The organism is Pseudomonas sp. LBUM1656 (assembly GCF_059716065.1).
Map to the genome: position 1 here is coordinate 5,192,842 of NZ_CP166800.1, position 19,829 is coordinate 5,212,670.

Here is a 19,829-nt window from a genome sequence, read left to right on the forward strand (position 1 = left end):
GTTCAGTTCTCCAGAACCAGTGAAGTATCGACCGTCGCCTCGTGATACAGCCGCAACGCCTCGCGCACCTGGCCAGCACTTTCCAGACCCAGGACCTGTTGGGCGATGGCCTGGCAGTCCACCAGATCCACTTCGCGAACCGCCGCTTTGATGGCCGGAATCAACGGCACACTCACTGACAACTCATCGACTCCGAGCCCCAGCAACAGCGGCACGGCCAGTGTCTCGGAAGCCATGGCGCCACAGACACCGACCCACTTGCCGTGGGCGTGCGCAGCCTTCACGGTGCTGGCAATCAAGCGCAGCACCGCCGGATGAAAGCTGTCGGCCTGACTGGCCAGACGCGGGTGATCGCGGTCCATCGCCAGGGTGTATTGCGTGAGATCGTTGGTGCCGATCGAGAAGAAATCTACCTCGGGCGCAAACACGTCTGCCATCAACGCAGCCGCCGGCACTTCGATCATGATCCCCAGCTTGGGCAGTTCCGTGAGCCCCAACGCAAGCGCCTCTTCTTCCAGCATTTGCCGGGCCAGACGCAACTCCGACAGCTGCGTGACCATCGGCAACATGATGTGCAGCCGGGCCAGCCCGGCGCTGCTCAGGATGGCCTTGAACTGATCGCGCAACAGCTGCGGACGCTCCAGGCACAAACGAATCCCGCGCATCCCCAGGAAAGGGTTGGTTTCGCTGTCCATCGGTACGTAGGCCAGCGGTTTGTCGCCGCCGACGTCCAGGGTGCGCACCACCAGATTACGCGTCGGCCCAAGTGCATTGGCGATGGCGATGTAGATGGACGCCTGCTCGTCATGGCTCGGCGCGTGATTGCGATCCAGATAAAGAAACTCCGAGCGCAGCAATCCGACGCCCTCGCCTCCCATCGCCACAGCCTGTTCGGCTTCAGCCAGCGAAGCGATATTGGCGGTCACTTCAAAATGATGACCATCGCGAGTACAGGCTGCCAGCGATGCGTGCGCCAACTCATGCTGCTGGCGTTGCTGGTGCAACTGCCGTTTGGCTTGCAACTGTTCGATGGCCTGCAGATCCGGATCCAGCTGCAGCTCGCCCTTGTCAGCATCGAGCAACACCTGGGTGCCGTTGACCAGCGCCAGCACTTGCACCGGCAGCCCGCAGATCGCTGGCAGCCCGAACGCCCGGGCGAGGATCGCGACGTGGCTGGTGGCACCGCCACCGACCGTGGCGAAACCCAGCACCTTGCGGGTATCGAGCCCGGCGGTTTGTGACGGTGTCAGTTGTTCGGCGATCAGGATCGCTCCTTCCGGCAGCTCCATCGCCTGATCCCTCACGCCGAGGATCAGCTTGAGCACGCGCTGGCTCACGTCGGCCAGGTCCGCCGCCCGCTCCGCGAGCAAGGCATTGCCCAGGCTTTTGAACAAAGTAGCGGTCGACTCGGTGGCCGCGCGCCAGGCAAACCCGGCACTTTTGCCTTCGTTGATCATCACATGAGCCACTTCCAGCAAACCCGGGTCTTCGAGCAGTTCCTGATGCGCCTTGAAGATGTCTGCTTGCGCGTCGCCGATGGCGTTGTCACGCAATTGTTGCAGGGCCACCAGCGCCTCGGCCAGGGCACGAGACAGATGATCGCGTTCAACCTGCGGTGTGGCGCCGAGCTCATTCACTTCCAGGTTTTGCTCGGCGATCTGCACCACTTGGCCAAACGCCGATCCGGGCGATGCGCAAACCCCGCGCAGCACCGTCGACGATGAAGCCTCGATCGCATTCGTCTCCATCTGAGCCGAAACAACTACCGCTTCGCCGCATCCCGTCATTAGCAATTCGGTCAGTGTCTTGATCGCCGCTTCGGCATCAAGGCCGGCCGCGCTGACTTGCAAAAGGTCACCGTGAGCCGTTTGCAACGCCATGATCGCCACCAGGGATTTCCCGTTCGCGGCCTCCTGCTGTTTATGCAGGTAAATGCTCGCCGAAAAACCTTTCGCCGCCTGGGCGAACACCGCTGCCGGACGGGCGTGCAAGCCGTTCGGGTTGGCCAGTGTCACCGGTTTGGAAAACACTGCTTCGGCTTCTTCCGATGGCGGCACATCGGTTGTCTGCTCGACCGGGCTCAAACTCAGGAGTGGCTGGCCACTGTCTACCAGACCCGTTTCCGGCGTCAGCCAGGTGAACGGCTCCCCGCTGACCACCAGCATCAACGTCAACAGGCTGCGGGCATTCAATGCCACAAAATCGGCATCGAACTCGATCAGCGCCTGCCCGACGTCAACCCGCTGGCCCTCCTCCACCAGTTGCGTGAACCCCTTCCCTGCCAGATTCACCGTGTCGAGGCCGATGTGCATCAAGACCTGCACACCGTTTTCGTCGGCGATGGTGACGGCGTGCCCACTTGCCTGCACGTTGCTGACAACCCCGGCCAGCGGCGCGCACAGGGTCGTTGAAGTCGGATCGATGCACAGGCCGTCGCCGATTACCCGGCTGGAGAACACCGGATCGGGCACGAGGTCCAGTGGCATCAATACGCCGGACAGGGGGGCGTGCAGTTGCAGTTGTTGGGGTGTGGCCATGACGTCACCTGCTGTTTTGTTCTTTGAAGTGCCGATGGAGCGCGAGGCTCCGACAGCATCGCTTATTTCCACCAGTACTCGACCTGCAATCCGACATTCGAACCATGCCGCGCCGTGCCGAAGGCGCCGGTATCGGATAACGCAGAACCCGCCGCCAGTTCATTGGCCGCCCGTTTGGCCGCCTCGTTCCAGCTGGCATAGGTGTAATACAGACGCACCTCGGGCCGAGCCCAGAATTCCGGGCCTTTGGGCGACCACGTCGGGGCAAAGGTGAACTTGCTCAGCTTGCGTGTGCCGCCCTCGGCTTCGACCTGATCGTGACCCAGTTCGGTCACCAGCTTGAACTGCTCGGTGATCGCGTAGGCCGGGCGAATCCCCAGGGAAATCCAGTTCTGGTCGGCACCGTCCGGGCGAATGTCTTTTTGGTAAACCGCCTCGACTTGCCCGCCAAACCGTGGCGTCACTTGCCAGTCAAAGAACTCCACCACCCGATAGCTTTTGTTGCTGTCGTCCAGCTTTACGTTACCGGTATAGCCCAATCCGGTGCCGGGGCCTTCGCCATACTGGAAGGCCAGTTTGTTCTTGCCGCCCAGAAAGCCTTTCTGCACATGCTGGGTGGTGATTGCCCAGCCGCGGTGTGCATTGCGGCTGTCGGGTTTGTCGATGTAGCTCAGGCCGAGTTCCAGTTCACCACCGGGGTTGGTCTGGAAACCGGCGACGTTGAAATCGTGACGGTTGATGTAGTCCTTCTGGTACAGGTTGTCCTTGCGCGAGAAGGCGTAGCTGTACTTCAGATCACCGATCAGCACATCCTCGATACCGCCGCCGCTGGCGCTCTGGTTCCAGTAGTAGAAGTCGGAAATGTGGATGTCGTTCCGCTTGTAGTAACGCCGACCGGCCCACAACGAGCCGCCGTTCAGACTGGGCATGTTCGACCATTGCGCGTACAGCTGTGGCAAGCGCACCGAGCCGTTATCGCCGTTGAACGTCAGGTCCTTGTCGTACTGGTTATACAGCGAAGCCATGCCGTCGACACTCAGCACCGAACCGTCGTCCAGGGTGTACAGGTCCTGGCGTAGTTCGAGTTCACCGTACTGCTCACACTCGTTGCCCAAGCGGTATTTGGTCTGCGCGCCGGGCAGTTGGAAACACTGCTGTTTACCACTGTTAACCGACGTTCCGACGCCGCTGCGCAAGTAACCGCCAAATTCCAGGGCCTGCGCCGACAATGGCAACGCCAGGCATACGCTCGCGGCGGCAAGGCTGCGATTTAGTGTTGTTTTCAAGAACCACCCCATTATTTTTATTGTGTTGTTCCGCAAATTCGGCGCGCAAAACTCCCCCGCGCAGCGTTCTGCGTGTTTTTTAAGTCGGTGTTTTTTAGTGGCCGGTCAGTCGGTCAGGTGCAAAACGAATGACTCATAGGGCCTTAGAAAAATCAGCCGGTTTCGCGGCGGACAGTCCGGGTAGTTGCTGATGACCAAGCGTTGAGCCATTCCTTCGCTGATCACGTCATCCGCCAGTTCGACTTCGCACGGCGTGCCATAGAAGTTGTTCACCACCAGCAAACGCTCGCCTTTTCCTTCACGCACATACGCCCAGATCTGCGCGTGCTTGGGCAACAACTGTCGATAGACGCCATCGGAGATCAGCGCTTCACTGCGGCGCAGGGCAATCAACTGACGGTAGTGATGCAGCACGGAGTCCGGGTCGTCGAACTGGGTGGCGACGTTTATCTGCGTCGCGTTGGCCGGCACACCAATCCAGGGTTCAGCGGCACTGAACCCTGCGTTCGGCTCGGCGTTCCAGTGCATCGGCGTACGACCGTTGTCCCGGGATTTCTGCATGATCGCCGCCATGTTGTCGGCATCGCTCGCACCGGCTTCGCGTTTGAGCCGGAAGATGTTCAGCGTCTCGACATCGCGGTACTGATCAATGTGATTGAACCCCGGATTGGTCATGCCCAGCTCTTCGCCCTGATACACAAACGGCGTGCCTTGAAGAAAATGCAGCGCGGTGCCAAGCATCTTCGCCGATACCACGCGATGCTCGCCGTCATGGCCAAAACGCGAGACCACCCGCGGCTGGTCGTGGTTACACCAGAACAGTGCGTTCCAGCCACCGCCGGCCTGCATGCCGGTCTGCCAGTCCGAGAGGATGCACTTGAGCTGGAGGAAGTCGAAGTCGGCACGAATCCACTTTTGCAGGTTCGGGTAATCGACTTTCAGGTGATGGAAGTTGAAAGTCATCGACAGTTCTTTCGAATCCGGCTTCGAGTAGCGAATGCAGTGCTCCAGGCTGGTGGAGGACATCTCGCCGACGTTGATCAGGTCGTGGCCTTCGAAGACTTCGCGGTGCATTTGCTGCAAGTACTCATGCACGTTCGGGCCGTCGGTGTAGAAGCGTCGACCGTCGGTGTTGTCCTCGGGGAAATCCGCCGGTTTGGAGATCAGGTTGATCACATCCAGGCGGAAACCGCCCACGCCTTTGTCGCGCCAGAAACGCATCATTTTGAAGACTTCGCCGCGTACTTTCGGGTTGTCCCAATTCAGGTCGGCCTGGGTGTGATCGAACAGGTGCAGGAAGTACTGACCGGTCTGCGCTTCGTATTCCCAGGCCGAACCGCCGAACTTGGATTCCCAGTTGTTGGGCTGATCGCGCCAGATGTAGAAGTCGCGGTACGGGTTGTCGAGGCTGCTGCGGGCCTGCTGGAACCAGGTGTGTTCGATCGAGGTGTGGTTGACCACGATGTCGAGCATCAGCTTGATCCCGCGCTTGCCGGCCTCGGCGATCAGCAACTCACAGTCGGCCATGGTCCCGTAGCTCGGGTCGATGGCGTAGTAGTCGCTGATGTCGTAACCATTGTCGCGCTGGGGCGAACGCAGGAACGGCGTGATCCACAGGCAATCGACACCCAGCCAGTGCAGGTAATCGAGCTTGGCCACGACGCCGAGCAAATCACCCGTGGGGTTGCCGGCGTGGCTGTGAAAACTCTTCGGGTAGATCTGGTAGATCACTGAACGTTGCCAGTCTTGCATGGCGCTATTCCTTCAACAAATTGATGTGGCGACCGTCAGGCAACCCGATACCCTGGCCGAACAATCTTCATGCTCAACCCGCAAGTCAGAACAAACGGCACGACCATCGCAATGACCATTCCGATCACGAACATCGGAATGAACTGCGGAATGATCGAGATGAAACCAGGCAAGCCACCGACACCGATGGCCGAGGCCTGGACCTTGTTCATCGACAGGAAGATGCAGCCCAGGGCCGAGCCGCACAGGGCCGCATAAAACGGAAACTTGTAGCGCAAGTTGACCCCGAACATGGCCGGTTCGGTGATGCCGAAATAAGCGGAAATTGCCGAGGTCGAGGCCATGCTTTTGTCGCGCACATTGCGGGTCATGTAGAACACCGCCAGTGCCGCGCTGCCCTGGGCGAGGTTGGACATGACGATCATCGGCCAGATGAACGTGCCGCCTTGGGTGGAGATCAGCTGCAAGTCGACCGCAAGGAACATGTGGTGCATGCCGGTGATCACCAGCGGCGCGTAGAGCAGCCCGAAAATCGCCCCGCCGACCATCGGCGCGAGGTCGAACAGCATCACCACGCCCTCGGTAATGAGAATTCCCAGGTGGCGGGTCACCGGACCGATCACAGCCAGTGCCAACACGCCGGTGACCACTATGGTGGTGATCGGAACCACCAGCAATTGCACCGCGTTCGGCACCCGCGCCCGCAGCCATTTCTCGATGACGCTCATCACGTAGGCCGCCAGCAGGATCGGCAGGATCTGCCCCTGATAACCGACTTTTTCGATCTGGAACAACCCGAGGATGTCGAAGTACGGCAGGCTTTGTCCGTCCAGCCCGGCCACCGCTTTGCCGTAGTTCCAGGCGTTAAGCAGGTCCGGATGCACCAGCATCAGGCCGAGCACGATGCCAAGGATTTCGCTGCCGCCAAACCGCTTGGCCGCCGACCAGCCGACCAGCGCCGGAAGGAACACGAACGAAGTGTTGGCCATCAGGTTGATCAGGCTCCAGAGCCCGTCGAGTTTCGGGTAGGCGTCCAGCAGGGTCTGGCCCTCGATGAACATGCCCTTGGCGCCAATCAGGTTGTTGATGCCCATCAACAGCCCCGCAATGATCAACGCTGGCAGGATCGGCATGAACACGTCGGAAAACACCCGCACCAGACGCTGCATGGCGTTTATCTTGTCGGCGCTTTTTTGTTTAACGTCGGCGATGGTTGAAGCGGCGAGACCGGTTTGACGGCGCAGTTCGGCGTAAACCTTTTCAACTTCGCCGGGGCCGATGACCACCTGGAACAGGCCACCAGTGAAGAACGAGCCTTTGACCAGGTCGATCTGGTTCAGCGTGGCGCTATTGACCAGGCTCGGGTCCTTGAGGGCCAGGCGCAGGCGTGTGACGCAATGCGCGGCCTGCTCGAGGTTGTCGCTGCCGCCGAGGCTTTTCAACAGCTCGCTGGCAATATTCGGATAGTCGTGGCTCATGCTTGATCTTCCGCTGTAGTTTTTTGTTTTTGGCAGCACGCCGAAGCGAAAAGTACTCGTCTGTACGAGTTAAAGCAACAACTCGTACAGACGAGTTTGATTTTGTTTATTTCAAACCGACAGCCGGCGAAAATTCCTACCTACCGAAACGATGAAACCTAAACCCGCATGGACAAACCCCTACCCTGCCCTTAAGGTTCGAAACCTTGAGTACATCGCGGCACAGAGCCATCCCATGAGTAAATACAACCAGATCTACAGCGATCTGCTTGCCAGCATCACGACCGAACGTCTGGAACGCGGCGCCCGGTTGCCTTCCGAAACCGAATTGATGGACAGCTATCAAGCCAGTCGTGGCACCGTGCGCAAGGCCATCGAGCAATTGCAGGAGCGCGGTTTCGCCCAGAAAGTCCACGGCAAAGGCACCTTCGTCCTGTCGACCAACCCGATCGAGTTCCAGCTGGGCGGCATCGTCAGCTTCCAGGAGACCTACCCGCGACTGGGCAACGACGTCAGCACCGAGGTAGTCGAGTTCACTCAAATCACCCTCGAAGGCCCGCTGCTCGAACACATCAAGGCTGAAGAAGGCAGCCTGATCACGCGGATCAAGCGTGTGCGGCGGATCGACGGCAAACGCGTGATCCTCGACATCAACCATTTTGTCAGCGACGTGATTCCCGGCCTGTCCCGCGACATCGCCGAGCAATCGATCTACGCCTTCATCGAACAGACCCTGCAACTGCAAATTGCCTACGCCCAGCGCACCATCGAAGCGGTGCCCCGGAGCAAGGACGACCAGCACCACCTGGACCTCGACGGCCAGAGCCATGTGATCGTGGTCAGCAACCAGACTTTCCTGCAGGACGGTCGGCAGTTCGAGTACACCGAATCCCGCCATACCCTCGACAAGTTCTACTTTTCGGATGTGGCCCGGCGCTGACCCTACACGGTCGCGAAATGCAGATGGGCATAACTATGTAGTGCACTTGCCTTGAGCAAATGGGTAATCCTCACAGCCCATTTCTCAAGGAGCGAGAGCATGCGTGTTGATCAAAATACTGAAGCGTTACCCAATGCTGCGGACAAGGAGCGACTAAACATAATCGCGCCTGTCATCGTGGCAGCCTGCCCGGGCATACACGATGAAGCCCAAGCTGTGGCCAGCGAAATCCTGAAAAAATACGGCATCACCGACATTGACCCGGATCAGGTCTGGTGGCATCGGTTCGACAACGTTTCGGCCAGCAGCACCAAAGCCTTTCTGAGTTGGGAGCACGCCCCCAAACCCTGTGAATCATTGACCCTGACGCAACTGGTCATCCATGGGTACCGCGTGACCGATCAGGACGACGCCCTCGAACTGAACAGTAATGGCGGCTTTTACACCGAGGATGCAAACGCCCGTATTTTCAATGAAACCAATGAAGTGCGGATGTACCCCAGCAAAGTCCTCACGGATCTGTGGGAGATGAACCTCAGCGAACGCTATCTGAACAAACTGAACGCTTTCTGGACGACTCATTTCGATGACTTCCGAGCTTTGGCCAAATGTAACTACCTCAGCAAAGCTGTCGAGGCCCGACAAAACGGTCAACTGGAAGAGGAGGATTTCCAGACTGTCGTAAGAGCCGTCATCGGCGGCGCGTCCTGGCCCATCAGCCTGGCGACCCTGCAGTCGCAAACCTCTTCGCCCGCGGATCTTCGTGTCTGCGCCCTGGATGTCGCAGGGCATGTCGCCACCGATATTCTGCGCATCGTCGACCAAAAAGATCGGCAGATCACTTACGTCCCCGGCGCCGCACAGCCCTTCCACGTGCATCCGACACTGACGGACATGCACTGGTGGATCTTGCTGCAAATGAATGAAGAGCAGCCCCGCACCGAGTTCATGACCCATTTCCCGCTGTCGGTCCGTAAAGACGTCCACGACAACATCACCCCGCTGATGAACCAGTTGGTCGGCACCTGGGGAAAATACGACCACCACTTGATCAATCAGAAAAACATCACCATCAACGGCGATGCCTTCACCTGGCAGAGCCGGGCGGTCCAGAGCACGATGCTGGAAGAGGCCGATCTGACGCTGGTAACCCACGGCCAAATGCGCAAACAGCTTTGGCTGGGTTACCTGTCTGCCGGGCTGCATGTTTTTGGTCCATTAGCGGTTCTGGGCTGGCCAGTTGCGTTGCCGGTGATCGGGGCCAGCATCGCTGCGATGGGCTTGAACATCGACAAGGCAGTGAATGGTAAAACCGCGGCGGAACGCAAGGCTGGCATCATCGGTGCAGTGCTCGATGCCATCAATGTGCTGTTCAACATTCCGCTGCTCAAGGACGCCAGTGTATTGGACGAAGCCGGGGCTGAGGCGGCAGAAGCGGCCGAGATGGCGGACTTGAACAAGACGCTCGATGCAGAAGAAACTGTCGGCGCGCAAGATCCGCAGGCGCCCGACGAATTGGAGGAAGTCACCCTGCAACCTGGAAAGTTACCAGGTCCGCCCGATGAAACCGCGCAAGCGTTTGAAGTGCCAGAGCACTGGCAAAGCAATGAAATCCTTGAAAGCTACCCCATAGCCACCCGTGGGAAATTCCAGGGTGTCTACACACTCGATTCACAGCCATCCAACGCCATCCTGATAAACGAGAAGGCTTACTACGTGCGTTATGAGGCAGACGTTAATGGCGGCGGAACCTGGGCAATCATCGACCCAGAAAACCCGCATGCCTTCACCGGGTCGATTCCGGTACGCCTGAATGCCGAAGGTGAATGGGAGTTGGCGCCGAAACTCCGATTGACCGCTGGCGGCAAAGGTCTCAGCAAGCCAGTTCCCGGACCCTCCCGGTCCGCTGCTCCAGTGCAGTCCACCGCGCCAGTGCCGCCCAAAGTGAATGATCTCTCGCACTTGACCCGATACGATGCCCCCAACGGCCGATCACTGACCTCCCTGGCGTTGGGCAAACCGGAAACCCATATAAAAGTCATCAACATGCCTGGTGGGCAAATCAGAGGACTCTCCCACTACGAAGAGTTTGTCGCCGGACATCACTCGACACTGGTCAGGGACGCAACCGGATTCCAGATGCCCAAGAACTTTTTCGCTTCGCTGCCTCCCCGCCCGGTCCAGCCCGTGATCACGCCATCCACGACGGTTGCCGACCTCATCGAGAAGATATTCGATGCAGCACCGGGGCTGGTGGTCGGTGAAAGTCAGGATCGCATTGCCAGCATCCGGTTCCTGATCGAAAACATGCCGACACTGGCCAGGCAGGGCGTCAAGACGATCTACATGCATCGTCTGCTCAACGACTTCAATCAAGTCGACCTGAACAACTTCGCCGAGACCGGGAAGATGCATGCCATGCTGGAGAAGTACCTGAAAAAGCTGTCAGGCGATCCTGCGGGACAGTTCACACCGCTGGAGGTCGTCAAATCGGCCCAACAGAACGGCATTCGAATCCAGGCCACTGACTGCCTGGCCAGTTATCGCTACACAGAAACGACCTTGGGCGCCATGTCACGGCAATCCGTCAAGACCTACCTCACCCACACCATCATGCAGGCCACTCAGGCCCGCAACGGCGGTGGAAAATGGTTGGTACTCACTGACCAGGAGAGTACCAACACGTTCAGGGGAATGGCCGGTATCAGCGAAACGGAGGGTGGTATCGGTTTGCGCATCGAAGAAGTGCGACCCGACCAGAGGCTGCACCTGGACATCGACCATGGCATCGAAGTAGGCCATGACGTCGCGGGATTAACTTTCCAGATGCGCGGCAATTCCAACACCCTGTACGCCGACATCAGCCTGCAGATGCCGACGCCGTTCATTCAACGAACGCCCGAGCAGATCAATCAGTTGCTGTTCCGCCAAGGCATGTTCACCATTGAAAGGTCGGAGGAAACCTACACGCTGATTCATCGCAGCCGCACTAACCAGATTGTGCGAACGACAATCGAGCGAACCATGGATAGCGGCTTTCGGATCAACCGTCCGGCCTGGCCTGCGGTTCACCAGGTGACCTACGCAAATCTGCTTAGCCTTGCGCACGACCTCTATCGCATAGGCCTGTCACTGGAAGGGCGCCTGCCCGCTGTAGCTGCCTGATACGCAAAAGGCCCCGTGAACTCACATTCACGGGGCCTTTGAGGTGTTACCGGCGATCAGTCAGACCGGGATCACTCCCACTCGATCGTTGCTGGCGGCTTGCTCGACACGTCGTAAGTGACGCGGGAGATGCCTTCGATTTCATTGATGATGCGGCCGCTGACGGTTTCCAGCAGTTCGTAAGGCAGGTGTGCCCAACGCGCGGTCATGAAGTCGATGGTTTCCACGGCACGCAGGGCAACCACCCAGGCGTAACGACGGCCATCGCCGACAACGCCAACCGATTTCACCGGCTGGAACACCACGAAGGCCTGGCTGACTTTGTGGTACCAGTCGGCCTTGCGCAATTCTTCGATGAAGATGTGGTCGGCGCGACGCAGCAGGTCGGCGTATTCCTTCTTCACTTCACCGAGGATCCGCACGCCCAGGCCCGGGCCCGGGAACGGGTGACGGTAGACCATGTCGTACGGCAGACCCAGTTCCAGGCCCAGACGACGGACTTCGTCCTTGAACAGCTCGCGCAGGGGTTCAACCAGCTTGAGGTTCATTTCTTCCGGCAGGCCACCCACGTTGTGGTGCGACTTGATCACGTGAGCCTTGCCGCTTTTGGCGCCAGCCGACTCGATCACGTCCGGGTAGATGGTGCCTTGGGCGAGGTACTTGATGTTGTCCAGTTTGTTGGACTGGGCATCGAAGACGTCGATGAAGGTACGGCCGATGATCTTGCGCTTCTTCTCTGGGTCGCTTTCGCCTGCCAGATTGTCGAGGAACTGATCTTCAGCGTTGGCGCGGATCACCTTGACGCCCATGTTCTCGGCGAACATGGCCATCACTTGCTCGCCTTCGTGCAGTCGTAGCAGGCCGTTGTCGACGAAGACGCAGGTCAGCTGGTCGCCGATGGCTTTGTGCAGCAGTGCCGCAACCACGGAGGAGTCAACGCCGCCGGACAGGCCGAGCAAGACGTTGTCGGTGCCGACCTGGGCGCGAACCTGGGCGATGGCGTCTTCAGCGATCTTCGACGGTGTCCACAGCGCTTCACAACCGCAGATGTCGAGGATGAAGCGCGACAGGATGCGACCGCCCTGTTTGGTGTGGGTCACTTCCGGGTGGAACTGCACGCCGTAGTAGCCGCGAGCATCGTCGAACATGCCGGCGATCGGGCAGCTCGGGGTGCTGGCCAGGATGTGGAATTCCTGCGGCATCTTGGTGACTTTATCACCGTGGCTCATCCACACATCGAGGCCGAACAGGCCGTCGGCGTCGATGTGGTCTTCGATGCCGTCGAGCAGGCGGCTCTTGCCGACCACGTCGACACGGGCGTAACCGAACTCACGCAGCTCGGAACCTTCAACCTTGCCACCCAACTGCTCGGCCATGGTCTGCATGCCGTAGCAGATACCGAAGACCGGTACGCCCAGGTCGAACACTGCTTGCGGGCAGCGCGGGCTGTCGGCGACGTGCACGGACTCGGGGCCGCCGGCGAGAATGACGCCTTTTGGAGCGAATTCGCGAATCGCTTCGTCGTCCATGTCGAACGGATGCAGTTCGCAGTACACGCCGATTTCACGCACGCGGCGGGCAATCAGCTGGGTGTACTGGGAACCGAAGTCGAGGATCAGGATGCGGTGGGCGTGAATGTCGAGGGCCATGTGGTCAGTCTCGTCTATGCAGTTCGGTGAAGAGAATCAGAAACAACTCGGGGCTGAAAACAGCCCCGGTTACTTAACTTTTTGCTTGAAGCCTCAACCTACGCGGTAGTTTGGCGCTTCTTTGGTGATCTGTACGTCGTGGACGTGGGACTCGGCCATGCCGGCTCCGGTGATCCGCACGAACTCAGGCTTGGTGCGCATTTCTTCGATGTCGGCGCTGCCGGTGTAGCCCATCGAGGAACGCAGGCCGCCCATCAGTTGATGGATGATGGCGCTCAGACTGCCCTTGTACGGAACGCGCCCTTCGATGCCTTCCGGAACCAGCTTCTCGGCACCCGCGGAGGAGTCCTGGAAGTAACGGTCGGAGGAACCTTGAGCCTGGGACATGGCGCCCAGCGAACCCATGCCGCGGTAAGCCTTGTACGAACGACCCTGGAACAGTTCGATCTCGCCCGGCGCTTCTTCAGTACCGGCGAACATCGAGCCCATCATCACGCAGGAAGCACCGGCTACGATGGCCTTGGACAGGTCACCGGAGAAACGGATGCCGCCGTCGGCGATCAACGGAACGCCGGTGCCTTCAAGGGCAGCGGCGACGTTGGCGATGGCACTGATTTGCGGGACGCCGACACCGGCGACGATACGGGTGGTGCAGATCGAGCCTGGGCCGATACCGACCTTGACGGCGTCAGCACCGGCTTCGGCCAGGGCCTTGGCGGCAGCGCCGGTGGCGATGTTGCCGCCGATGACCTGCACTTCAGGGAAATTCTGTTTGACCCAGCGAACGCGGTCGATCACGCCTTTGGAGTGGCCGTGTGCGGTGTCGACCACCACCACGTCAACGCCGGCATTGACCAGGGCAGCGACGCGGTCACCGGTGTCTTTACCGGTACCGACAGCAGCGCCAACGCGCAGACGACCTTGATCGTCCTTGCTGGCCAGCGGGTAAGCCTTGGCTTTTTCGATGTCGTTGACGGTCATCATGCCTTTGAGGGCGAATTTGTCGTCGACGATCAGGACGCGTTCGATGCGGTGCTTGTGCAACAGCTCGCGAACGTCGTTCTTGTCGGCGCCTTCCTTGACCGTGACCAGACGCTCTTTAGGCGTCATCACTTCGCGGACAGTGGCTTCCAGACGATTTTCGAAACGCACGTCACGGGAAGTGACGATGCCGACCAGGTCGCCATTGTGCAAAACCGGAACGCCGGAGATGTTGTGCTGGCGGGTCAGTTCGAACAGTTCACGAACCGTGGCGTCGGCCTCGATCGTGATCGGGTCCTTGACCACACCGGCTTCGTAACGCTTGACCTTGCGGACTTCGGCAGCTTGCTGCTCGATGGTCATGTTCTTGTGGATGATGCCGATGCCACCTTCCTGAGCCATGGCAATTGCCAGACGGGCTTCAGTGACGGTGTCCATGGCGGCAGAAACCAGAGGAATATTCAGCTCGATGCCACGGGTTAGGCGGGTCTTGAGACTGACTTCGTTAGGAAGCACCTCGGAATAACCAGGCACTAGGAGAATGTCGTCGAATGTCAGAGCTTCTTGGCTGATACGCAGCATCGCGGGGGCTCCCGAGCGGGAAAATGGAAGCGCGCCATTATAGTCAGACACCCCCTCGGGTTCAATGTAAAACTCTGTCTATTATCAGCATTACTGATATACGGGGATTGTCGCTTCCTACAACTCGACTTTCACCCAGCTGACGGGCTGATCCAGCCAATCGGCAAATTCATCGATAAAGCTCTGTTTGAACCCGGCCTCGGCCCAGTTGTTGAAGATGAACCCCAGGTTGGAAAACCCGCATTCCTGCAGGAAAAGAAAGCCGTTGATGTCGTCTTCATGCCCGCACTCCGGGCAGGTGAAGTTATCGGTGCGCCCCGGCATCCAGTCTTCCAGGCTATCGAACAGTGCTTCGCCGACCTCCTTGCGGCACTCGGCGCAACCCGCCTCCTCCAGGAATCCCTTGGCCGGCGTATAGATGCAGCGCTTGGTGATGATCTCCAGGCCATTGATTGGCTCGCCGAATGGCAGGGCTTCCGGGTGCAACACTACGGCGCGGGCACCGTCGCCGATGGCGTGGGCCATGCGATTGCCGGTACGACCACAGGTGGTCAGCTCTTCCTTGATGATGTTCTTGCGCACCAGCCAGCGCACGACCGCCCGGGCCCGGGGTTCGTGCACCGGCAGCGTGGAGATTTTCGGGACGATGATGCTTTGCGAATTCATGGTGCAAGCCTGCTGCGTCAAATGGATGTTTCTGCGGCGGTCGTACTGACGCCTTCGCGGGCAAGCCCGCTCCCACAAGGATTGGAGGCGTACATACGAATCATGTTCACCCCAATCACTGTGGGAGCGGGCTTGCCCGCGAAGGCGTCGGAGCGGCCGGCAGCTTAATCCCTGACGAAATCCGGTCAAGTACTCAAATATCGCCCGATCAAGGCAATCCCGCTGGCCAGCACCAGCCAGGTCACCAGCCGCACGAACGCCTCGCGGGACAATCTCATGGTCAACCGCCGGCCGATCCACAGCCCCAGCGCCATAGCCGGTAATAAACATAACGCCAATACCAACAAGGGTAGCTCGGCATAGACACCCGCGACGGCAAACAGGCTCAAGCGCACCACGGTGCTGCAACTGATCAGCGCGCTCTGAGTCGCCCGCGCCGCCTCTTTGGGCAACCGGCTGTTCAGATAGATCGCATATAAAAAGCCGCCACTGCCAAACAACGCCCCGAACATTCCGCCCACTGCCCCCATCGGCACGGCCCAACCGGCGGACAATTGCGTCGGTCGGGTTCTGACCCACAAGCTGTAAATCGCATAGACGCTGATAAACAAACCCATCAACAGCAACAACACATCGGATTTGAGGTTCAGCAGAAAGATCACCCCCAGCGTGCAGCCCACCACCATGCAGGGCAGCAGCCGCAGCAACTCGGGCTTCGCCACATCCCGCCGCGAAGGCAGCAGATTGCCGAACGCTGCGACAAAATCCAGCAACACCAGCAACGGCACAATCTTCGACAGCGGCAGGAACAGAATCAGAATAGGCCCCGCCACCAACGCAGTGCCAAACCCGGCGATGCCAAAGACGATGTAGGCCAGGGCGATGCCCAATGCGATCACCAGCCATTCCGTGGCGCCGAATGGCCATTGGTTCAACAACTCAAGCACATTCATCTGCACGGTTTCCTTGAATACCTGTGATGACTTTAGCCAGCGCCGAGTCTTGCGACTAATATCTTCAAAGCCACCCACCCATCTCAAAAAGGCATGACTGGTGCTTTCTACCCGCCAATTGCGTTACTTCGTGGAAATCGCCGACTGCGGGAGTTTCAGTGCCGCGGCCGAACGACTGTTCATTGCCCAGTCAGCCCTGAGCCGGCAAATAAAGGACATGGAAACCCGGCTGCAAACGCCATTGTTCGAACGCACCGCACGCCAACCCCGGCTGACGGCGGCCGGTGAAGCTTTCCTGCCCCGTGCCAGAAACCTGCTCATTGAACTGAACAAGGCCAGCGAAATGGCCACTCAAGTTGGTAACGGAGAGCTCGGCACCTTGCGCCTCAGCCATTCCAGCACCGTGCCCATGAGTGGCCGTTTGCTGCGAGGCATCAGCGACTATCTGGACCGGCATGTCGGCGTGTCCATGGACATCATCAAGTTGTCCTCTGAAGCGCAACTTGAAGCGCTGGCCGAAAATCGGCTGGATGTCGGACTGCTGCGCCTGCCGGTGTTGCGCCAACGTGAAGGCGTGCAGATTGTTCCTTTATATAACGAGCGCTTGCTGCTGGCCGTTCCCCCCAATCACAAGCTGGCTGTGGATAAGTCCGCGCAAGGCATCGACCTGGCGCAACTCAAAGATGAAGCCTTTATCTCGATTCCTCATCCGCAGCGTGGCGGGTTGAGTTATCTGTCCGCCGAGTTGTGCATGCGTCAAGGATTCTTCCCGAAAGCGGCGCGGGTGGTGTCGCGCAAAACCACGCAACTGCAATTGATTCAGGCCGGGTTCGGCATCGCCCTGCTGCCGGAGTCGATGCAGGACATTGCGCCGCCCGACATCCAATTCCTGCCCCTGGCTGATCCGGATTGCCACAGCACCGTCGCCCTCGCTTGTCGGCAGCATCCCAGCGCATTGGTCGAACACTTCATCAAAACCTGCACAACTCCCTGTGGGAGCGGCGGTGCGACGATTCGACTTGCTCGCGAAGGCGGTGTGTCAGTCGACATAAATGCTGAATGTTAAAACGCCTTCGCGAGCAAGTCGGATCGCCGCACCGCCGCTCCCACAAGGGGATTTTCGCTGGGTCATGGAGATTGATCATCGAATGCCTTTAAACTGCGCCCCATGATTAAAGATCCCTTTGCAAGACTCGGCCTGGACCGTGAAGTCCTGACTGTCAGCCAGCTCAACGGCCGCGCGCGGGTGTTGCTCGAAGACGTGTTCAGCAACATCTGGGTCGAAGGCGAAATCTCCAACCTCGCCCGGCCGGCGTCCGGCCATGTGTATTTCACGCTCAAGGACAGCGGCGCCCAAGTGCGTTGCGCACTGTTCCGGCAGAACGCGGCGCGGGTTCGTCAGGCGCTGAAGGACGGTCTGGCGGTCAAGGTGCGCGGCAAGGTTTCGCTGTTTGAGGGGCGCGGCGATTATCAGTTGATCCTCGACACCGTCGAGCCGGCGGGTGACGGTGCGTTGCGCCTGGCCTTCGATGCATTGAAGGAAAAGCTCAGCGCCGAAGGCCTGTTCAGCGCCGAGCGCAAAGTGCCGTTGCCGGCGCATCCGCAACGCATCGGTATTATCAGCTCGCCGACTGGCGCGGTGATTCGCGACATCATCAGCGTGTTTCGCCGCCGCGCGCCGCAGGTCCAACTGACGCTGATCCCGACCGCCGTGCAGGGCCGCGAAGCGACTGCGCAGATCGTCCGCGCCCTGAAACTGGCGGACGCTCGCGGTTTCGATGCGCTGATCCTCGCCCGTGGCGGCGGCTCGCTGGAAGACCTCTGGTGTTTTAACGAAGAAGCCGTGGCCCGCGCCGTGGATGCCTGCGTAACACCGATTGTCAGCGCCGTCGGCCATGAAACCGACGTCTCGATCAGCGACTTCGTCGCCGACATCCGCGCCCCGACGCCGTCCGCCGCCGCTGAACTGCTCGCACCGGATTCCAACGACCTGGTGCGCCGGGTCGAAAGCCTGCATCGGCGCCTGGTGATGCGAATCCGCGACCGCTTGATGCGCGATCGGCTGCGCCTGGAGGGCATGTCCCGTCGCCTGCGTCATCCTGGCGAACGTCTGCGCCAACAAGCGCAACGTCTCGATGACCTGGACATGCGCATGCGCCGCGCCTTCGAGCGCAGTCTCAACACCCGCCGCGAACGCTTGATTCGTCTGGAAACCCGCCTCGCCGGGCAACATCCGGGACGGCAACTGGCGATGCTTCGTCAGCGCCTCGACAGCTTCGCCGAGCGCCTGCCGCGCGCCATGCGCGAAGGGCTCAAGGCCCGTCGCCTGCAATTGCAAAGTCAGGTGCAGACGCTGCAAGTGGTCAGCCCTTTGGCCACCCTCGCCCGTGGTTACAGCATTCTGCTGGACGAACGCGGCAACGCGATCCGCAGTGCCGAGCAAACCCACACCGGTCAACGGCTGAAAGCCAAACTGGGTAACGGCGAGCTGCAAGTCCGAGTCGAAGACAATCACCTGACGCCTGTCACCCTTTCTCTACTGGATTGATCCATGCCGCGTTTTTTAGCTCCGCTGTTGCTGCTGTGCCTGACCTTCAATGCCCACGCTGACAGCTACATCACCCGCCTGTTGAACAAACCGGTGCCGGGGGGCGTGGCCGTGGTGGATCTGGGCGCCTCTGCTCAGGCGCCAAAAGCAAGTTATCAAGGCAAACCGGTATTGGTGGTCAAGGAACAGAACAATTGGCTGGCGATTGTCGGCGTGCCGTTGACCGTCAAGCCGGGGGCGCAGTCCATCAGCAGCGGCGGTCGTAACCTGGGTTTCACGGTCGGCAACAAGAAATACCCGGAACAGCGCATCACCTTGAAAAACACCCAACAGGTCAATCCAGACCCGGACAACCTCAAGCGCATCGAGCGCGAGCTGGCCGAGCAAATCGCCGCCTACCGCACTTTCAGCCCGAACACACCGAGCAACCTGCTGCTGGACAAACCGGTCAACGGGCCGCTGTCGAGCAAGTTCGGCGTGCGCCGCTTCTTTAATGGCGAAGAGCGCAATCCGCATTCGGGCCTGGATTTCGCCGTGGGCGCCGGCACACCGATCAAGACCCCGGCAGCGGGCAAGGTGATTCTGATCGGCAACTACTTCTTTAATGGCAACACGGTATTTGTCGACCATGGGCAGGGCTTTATCAGCATGTTCTGCCACATGTCGAAGATTGATGTGAAGGTGGGACAGCAATTGGCTCGCGGTGGCGTGGTCGGGAAAGTTGGCGCTACCGGGCGGGCGACCGGGCCGCATATGCACTGGAACGTCAGTTTGAATGATGCGCGTGTGGATCCGGCGATTTTTATTGGTGCTTTCCAGCCCTGAATCTTTTTTGAGGCGACAGGCCTCTTCGCGGGCAAGCCGCTCCCACAGGTTCCGAGTTGGATTACAAATGTGTGATCCACAACCGCCCACTGTGGGAGCGTGGCTTGACCGCGAAGACGGCCTCAAAATCACCGAAGCATCCCCGACATCTTGCGTCTTTGCATCGACACAGCTCGATTTCCTCAATTGCGCATCGCTCAAACCTCGCGCAAACATCCACAAGATCACTCTCTTTCACCGCAATAAAATCTCGATAATTATCCCGATTCGAGTATTCCTCTCAATTTTTTTCGACTGCTTGCCATCCTCCACCCCCGAGGTTAGGGTTGAAGGCATGAAAACCTCTCATACCCTCATTCAGCTTCGCCAGCACCGCAGCCTGTGCCTTGTCAGCGCACGACTGCCGGGCTGAATTGCGGTGCCTCGCCCCACGCTTTTCCCCAAGAACAGTTGATCCACCGGCAGGC

General features: G+C 59.4%; 13 protein-coding genes. 5 read left to right on the top strand and 8 right to left on the bottom strand.

Annotation, left to right across the window (positions count from 1 at the left end; genetic code table 11):
* Positions 1-2: 2 nt before the first annotated feature.
* The 4 genes from ptsP to treP form a co-directional block, all read right to left on the bottom strand.
* Complete coding sequence (ptsP, locus tag ACA072_RS23420; protein WP_497620901.1) at positions 3-2,537, bottom strand: phosphoenolpyruvate--protein phosphotransferase; 2,535 nt, start codon at positions 2,535-2,537, stop codon at positions 3-5.
* A 62-nt stretch (positions 2,538-2,599) separates the two neighbouring features.
* Positions 2,600-3,823, bottom strand: a complete 1,224-nt coding sequence (locus tag ACA072_RS23425) for a maltoporin (RefSeq protein ID WP_497620903.1) — start codon at positions 3,821-3,823, stop codon at positions 2,600-2,602.
* A gap of 105 nt (positions 3,824-3,928) precedes the next feature.
* Positions 3,929-5,575, bottom strand: a complete 1,647-nt coding sequence (treC, locus tag ACA072_RS23430) for an alpha,alpha-phosphotrehalase (RefSeq protein WP_497620905.1) — start codon at positions 5,573-5,575, stop codon at positions 3,929-3,931.
* Between the two features lie 35 nt (positions 5,576-5,610).
* Complete coding sequence (gene treP / locus ACA072_RS23435) at positions 5,611-7,053, bottom strand: PTS system trehalose-specific EIIBC component (RefSeq protein WP_497620906.1); 1,443 nt, start codon at positions 7,051-7,053, stop codon at positions 5,611-5,613.
* Positions 7,054-7,288: 235 nt separating this feature from the next.
* On the opposite strand from treP, the gene treR reads away from it, so the two are divergent.
* On the top strand, positions 7,289-7,993 hold the full coding sequence (gene treR, locus ACA072_RS23440) for a trehalose operon repressor (protein WP_497620907.1): 705 nt from the start codon (positions 7,289-7,291) through the stop codon (positions 7,991-7,993).
* Between the two features lie 99 nt (positions 7,994-8,092).
* The gene (locus ACA072_RS23445; protein WP_497625037.1) at positions 8,093-11,158 is read left to right on the top strand and encodes a membrane-targeted effector domain-containing toxin; all 3,066 of its coding nucleotides are present in this window, start codon (positions 8,093-8,095) and stop codon (positions 11,156-11,158) included.
* Positions 11,159-11,229: 71 nt separating this feature from the next.
* Here the strand turns inward: ACA072_RS23445 and guaA are convergent, their stop codons facing one another.
* From guaA to ACA072_RS23465, 4 genes are all read right to left on the bottom strand, one after another.
* Positions 11,230-12,807: a glutamine-hydrolyzing GMP synthase gene (gene guaA, locus ACA072_RS23450; RefSeq protein ID WP_253436948.1), complete on the bottom strand. Its 1,578-nt coding sequence runs from the start codon at positions 12,805-12,807 to the stop codon at positions 11,230-11,232.
* Positions 12,808-12,900: 93 nt separating this feature from the next.
* Positions 12,901-14,370 (bottom strand): IMP dehydrogenase, encoded by a 1,470-nt coding sequence (gene guaB / locus ACA072_RS23455; protein ID WP_109634587.1) that lies wholly within the window; start codon positions 14,368-14,370, stop codon positions 12,901-12,903.
* Between the two features lie 117 nt (positions 14,371-14,487).
* Positions 14,488-15,036: a hypothetical protein gene (locus ACA072_RS23460; protein WP_056743212.1), complete on the bottom strand. Its 549-nt coding sequence runs from the start codon at positions 15,034-15,036 to the stop codon at positions 14,488-14,490.
* 185 nt (positions 15,037-15,221) lie between these two features.
* Positions 15,222-15,989, bottom strand: coding sequence for a sulfite exporter TauE/SafE family protein (locus ACA072_RS23465; RefSeq protein ID WP_497620909.1), 768 nt, complete (start codon positions 15,987-15,989; stop codon positions 15,222-15,224).
* A 100-nt stretch (positions 15,990-16,089) separates the two neighbouring features.
* On the opposite strand from ACA072_RS23465, the gene ACA072_RS23470 reads away from it, so the two are divergent.
* The 3 genes from ACA072_RS23470 (at position 16,090) to ACA072_RS23480 (ending at position 19,362) form a co-directional block, all read left to right on the top strand.
* A complete protein-coding gene (locus ACA072_RS23470) occupies positions 16,090-17,055 on the top strand; it encodes a LysR family transcriptional regulator (RefSeq protein ID WP_497620911.1) in 966 nt (321 codons plus the stop codon).
* A 102-nt stretch (positions 17,056-17,157) separates the two neighbouring features.
* Complete coding sequence (gene xseA / locus ACA072_RS23475) at positions 17,158-18,537, top strand: exodeoxyribonuclease VII large subunit (protein WP_497620913.1); 1,380 nt, start codon at positions 17,158-17,160, stop codon at positions 18,535-18,537.
* Positions 18,538-18,540: 3 nt separating this feature from the next.
* Positions 18,541-19,362 carry a peptidoglycan DD-metalloendopeptidase family protein gene (locus ACA072_RS23480; RefSeq protein WP_497620914.1) on the top strand — a complete coding sequence of 274 codons (822 nt, stop codon included), beginning with the start codon at positions 18,541-18,543 and terminating at the stop codon, positions 19,360-19,362.
* Positions 19,363-19,829 lie beyond the last annotated feature (467 nt).

Coding starts and splice junctions, on each gene's coding strand:
- treC (WP_497620905.1), bottom strand. CDS start 5,575: ATGCAAGACTGGCAACGTTCAGTGATCTACCAGATCTACCCGAAGAGT.
- ACA072_RS23445 (WP_497625037.1), top strand. CDS start 8,093: ATGCGTGTTGATCAAAATACTGAAGCGTTACCCAATGCTGCGGACAAG.
- guaB (WP_109634587.1), bottom strand. CDS start 14,370: ATGCTGCGTATCAGCCAAGAAGCTCTGACATTCGACGACATTCTCCTA.
- guaA (WP_253436948.1), bottom strand. CDS start 12,807: ATGGCCCTCGACATTCACGCCCACCGCATCCTGATCCTCGACTTCGGT.
- ACA072_RS23465 (WP_497620909.1), bottom strand. CDS start 15,989: ATGAATGTGCTTGAGTTGTTGAACCAATGGCCATTCGGCGCCACGGAA.
- xseA (WP_497620913.1), top strand. CDS start 17,158: ATGATTAAAGATCCCTTTGCAAGACTCGGCCTGGACCGTGAAGTCCTG.
- ptsP (WP_497620901.1), bottom strand. CDS start 2,537: ATGGCCACACCCCAACAACTGCAACTGCACGCCCCCCTGTCCGGCGTA.
- ACA072_RS23480 (WP_497620914.1), top strand. CDS start 18,541: ATGCCGCGTTTTTTAGCTCCGCTGTTGCTGCTGTGCCTGACCTTCAAT.
- ACA072_RS23460 (WP_056743212.1), bottom strand. CDS start 15,036: ATGAATTCGCAAAGCATCATCGTCCCGAAAATCTCCACGCTGCCGGTG.
- treP (WP_497620906.1), bottom strand. CDS start 7,053: ATGAGCCACGACTATCCGAATATTGCCAGCGAGCTGTTGAAAAGCCTC.
- treR (WP_497620907.1), top strand. CDS start 7,289: ATGAGTAAATACAACCAGATCTACAGCGATCTGCTTGCCAGCATCACG.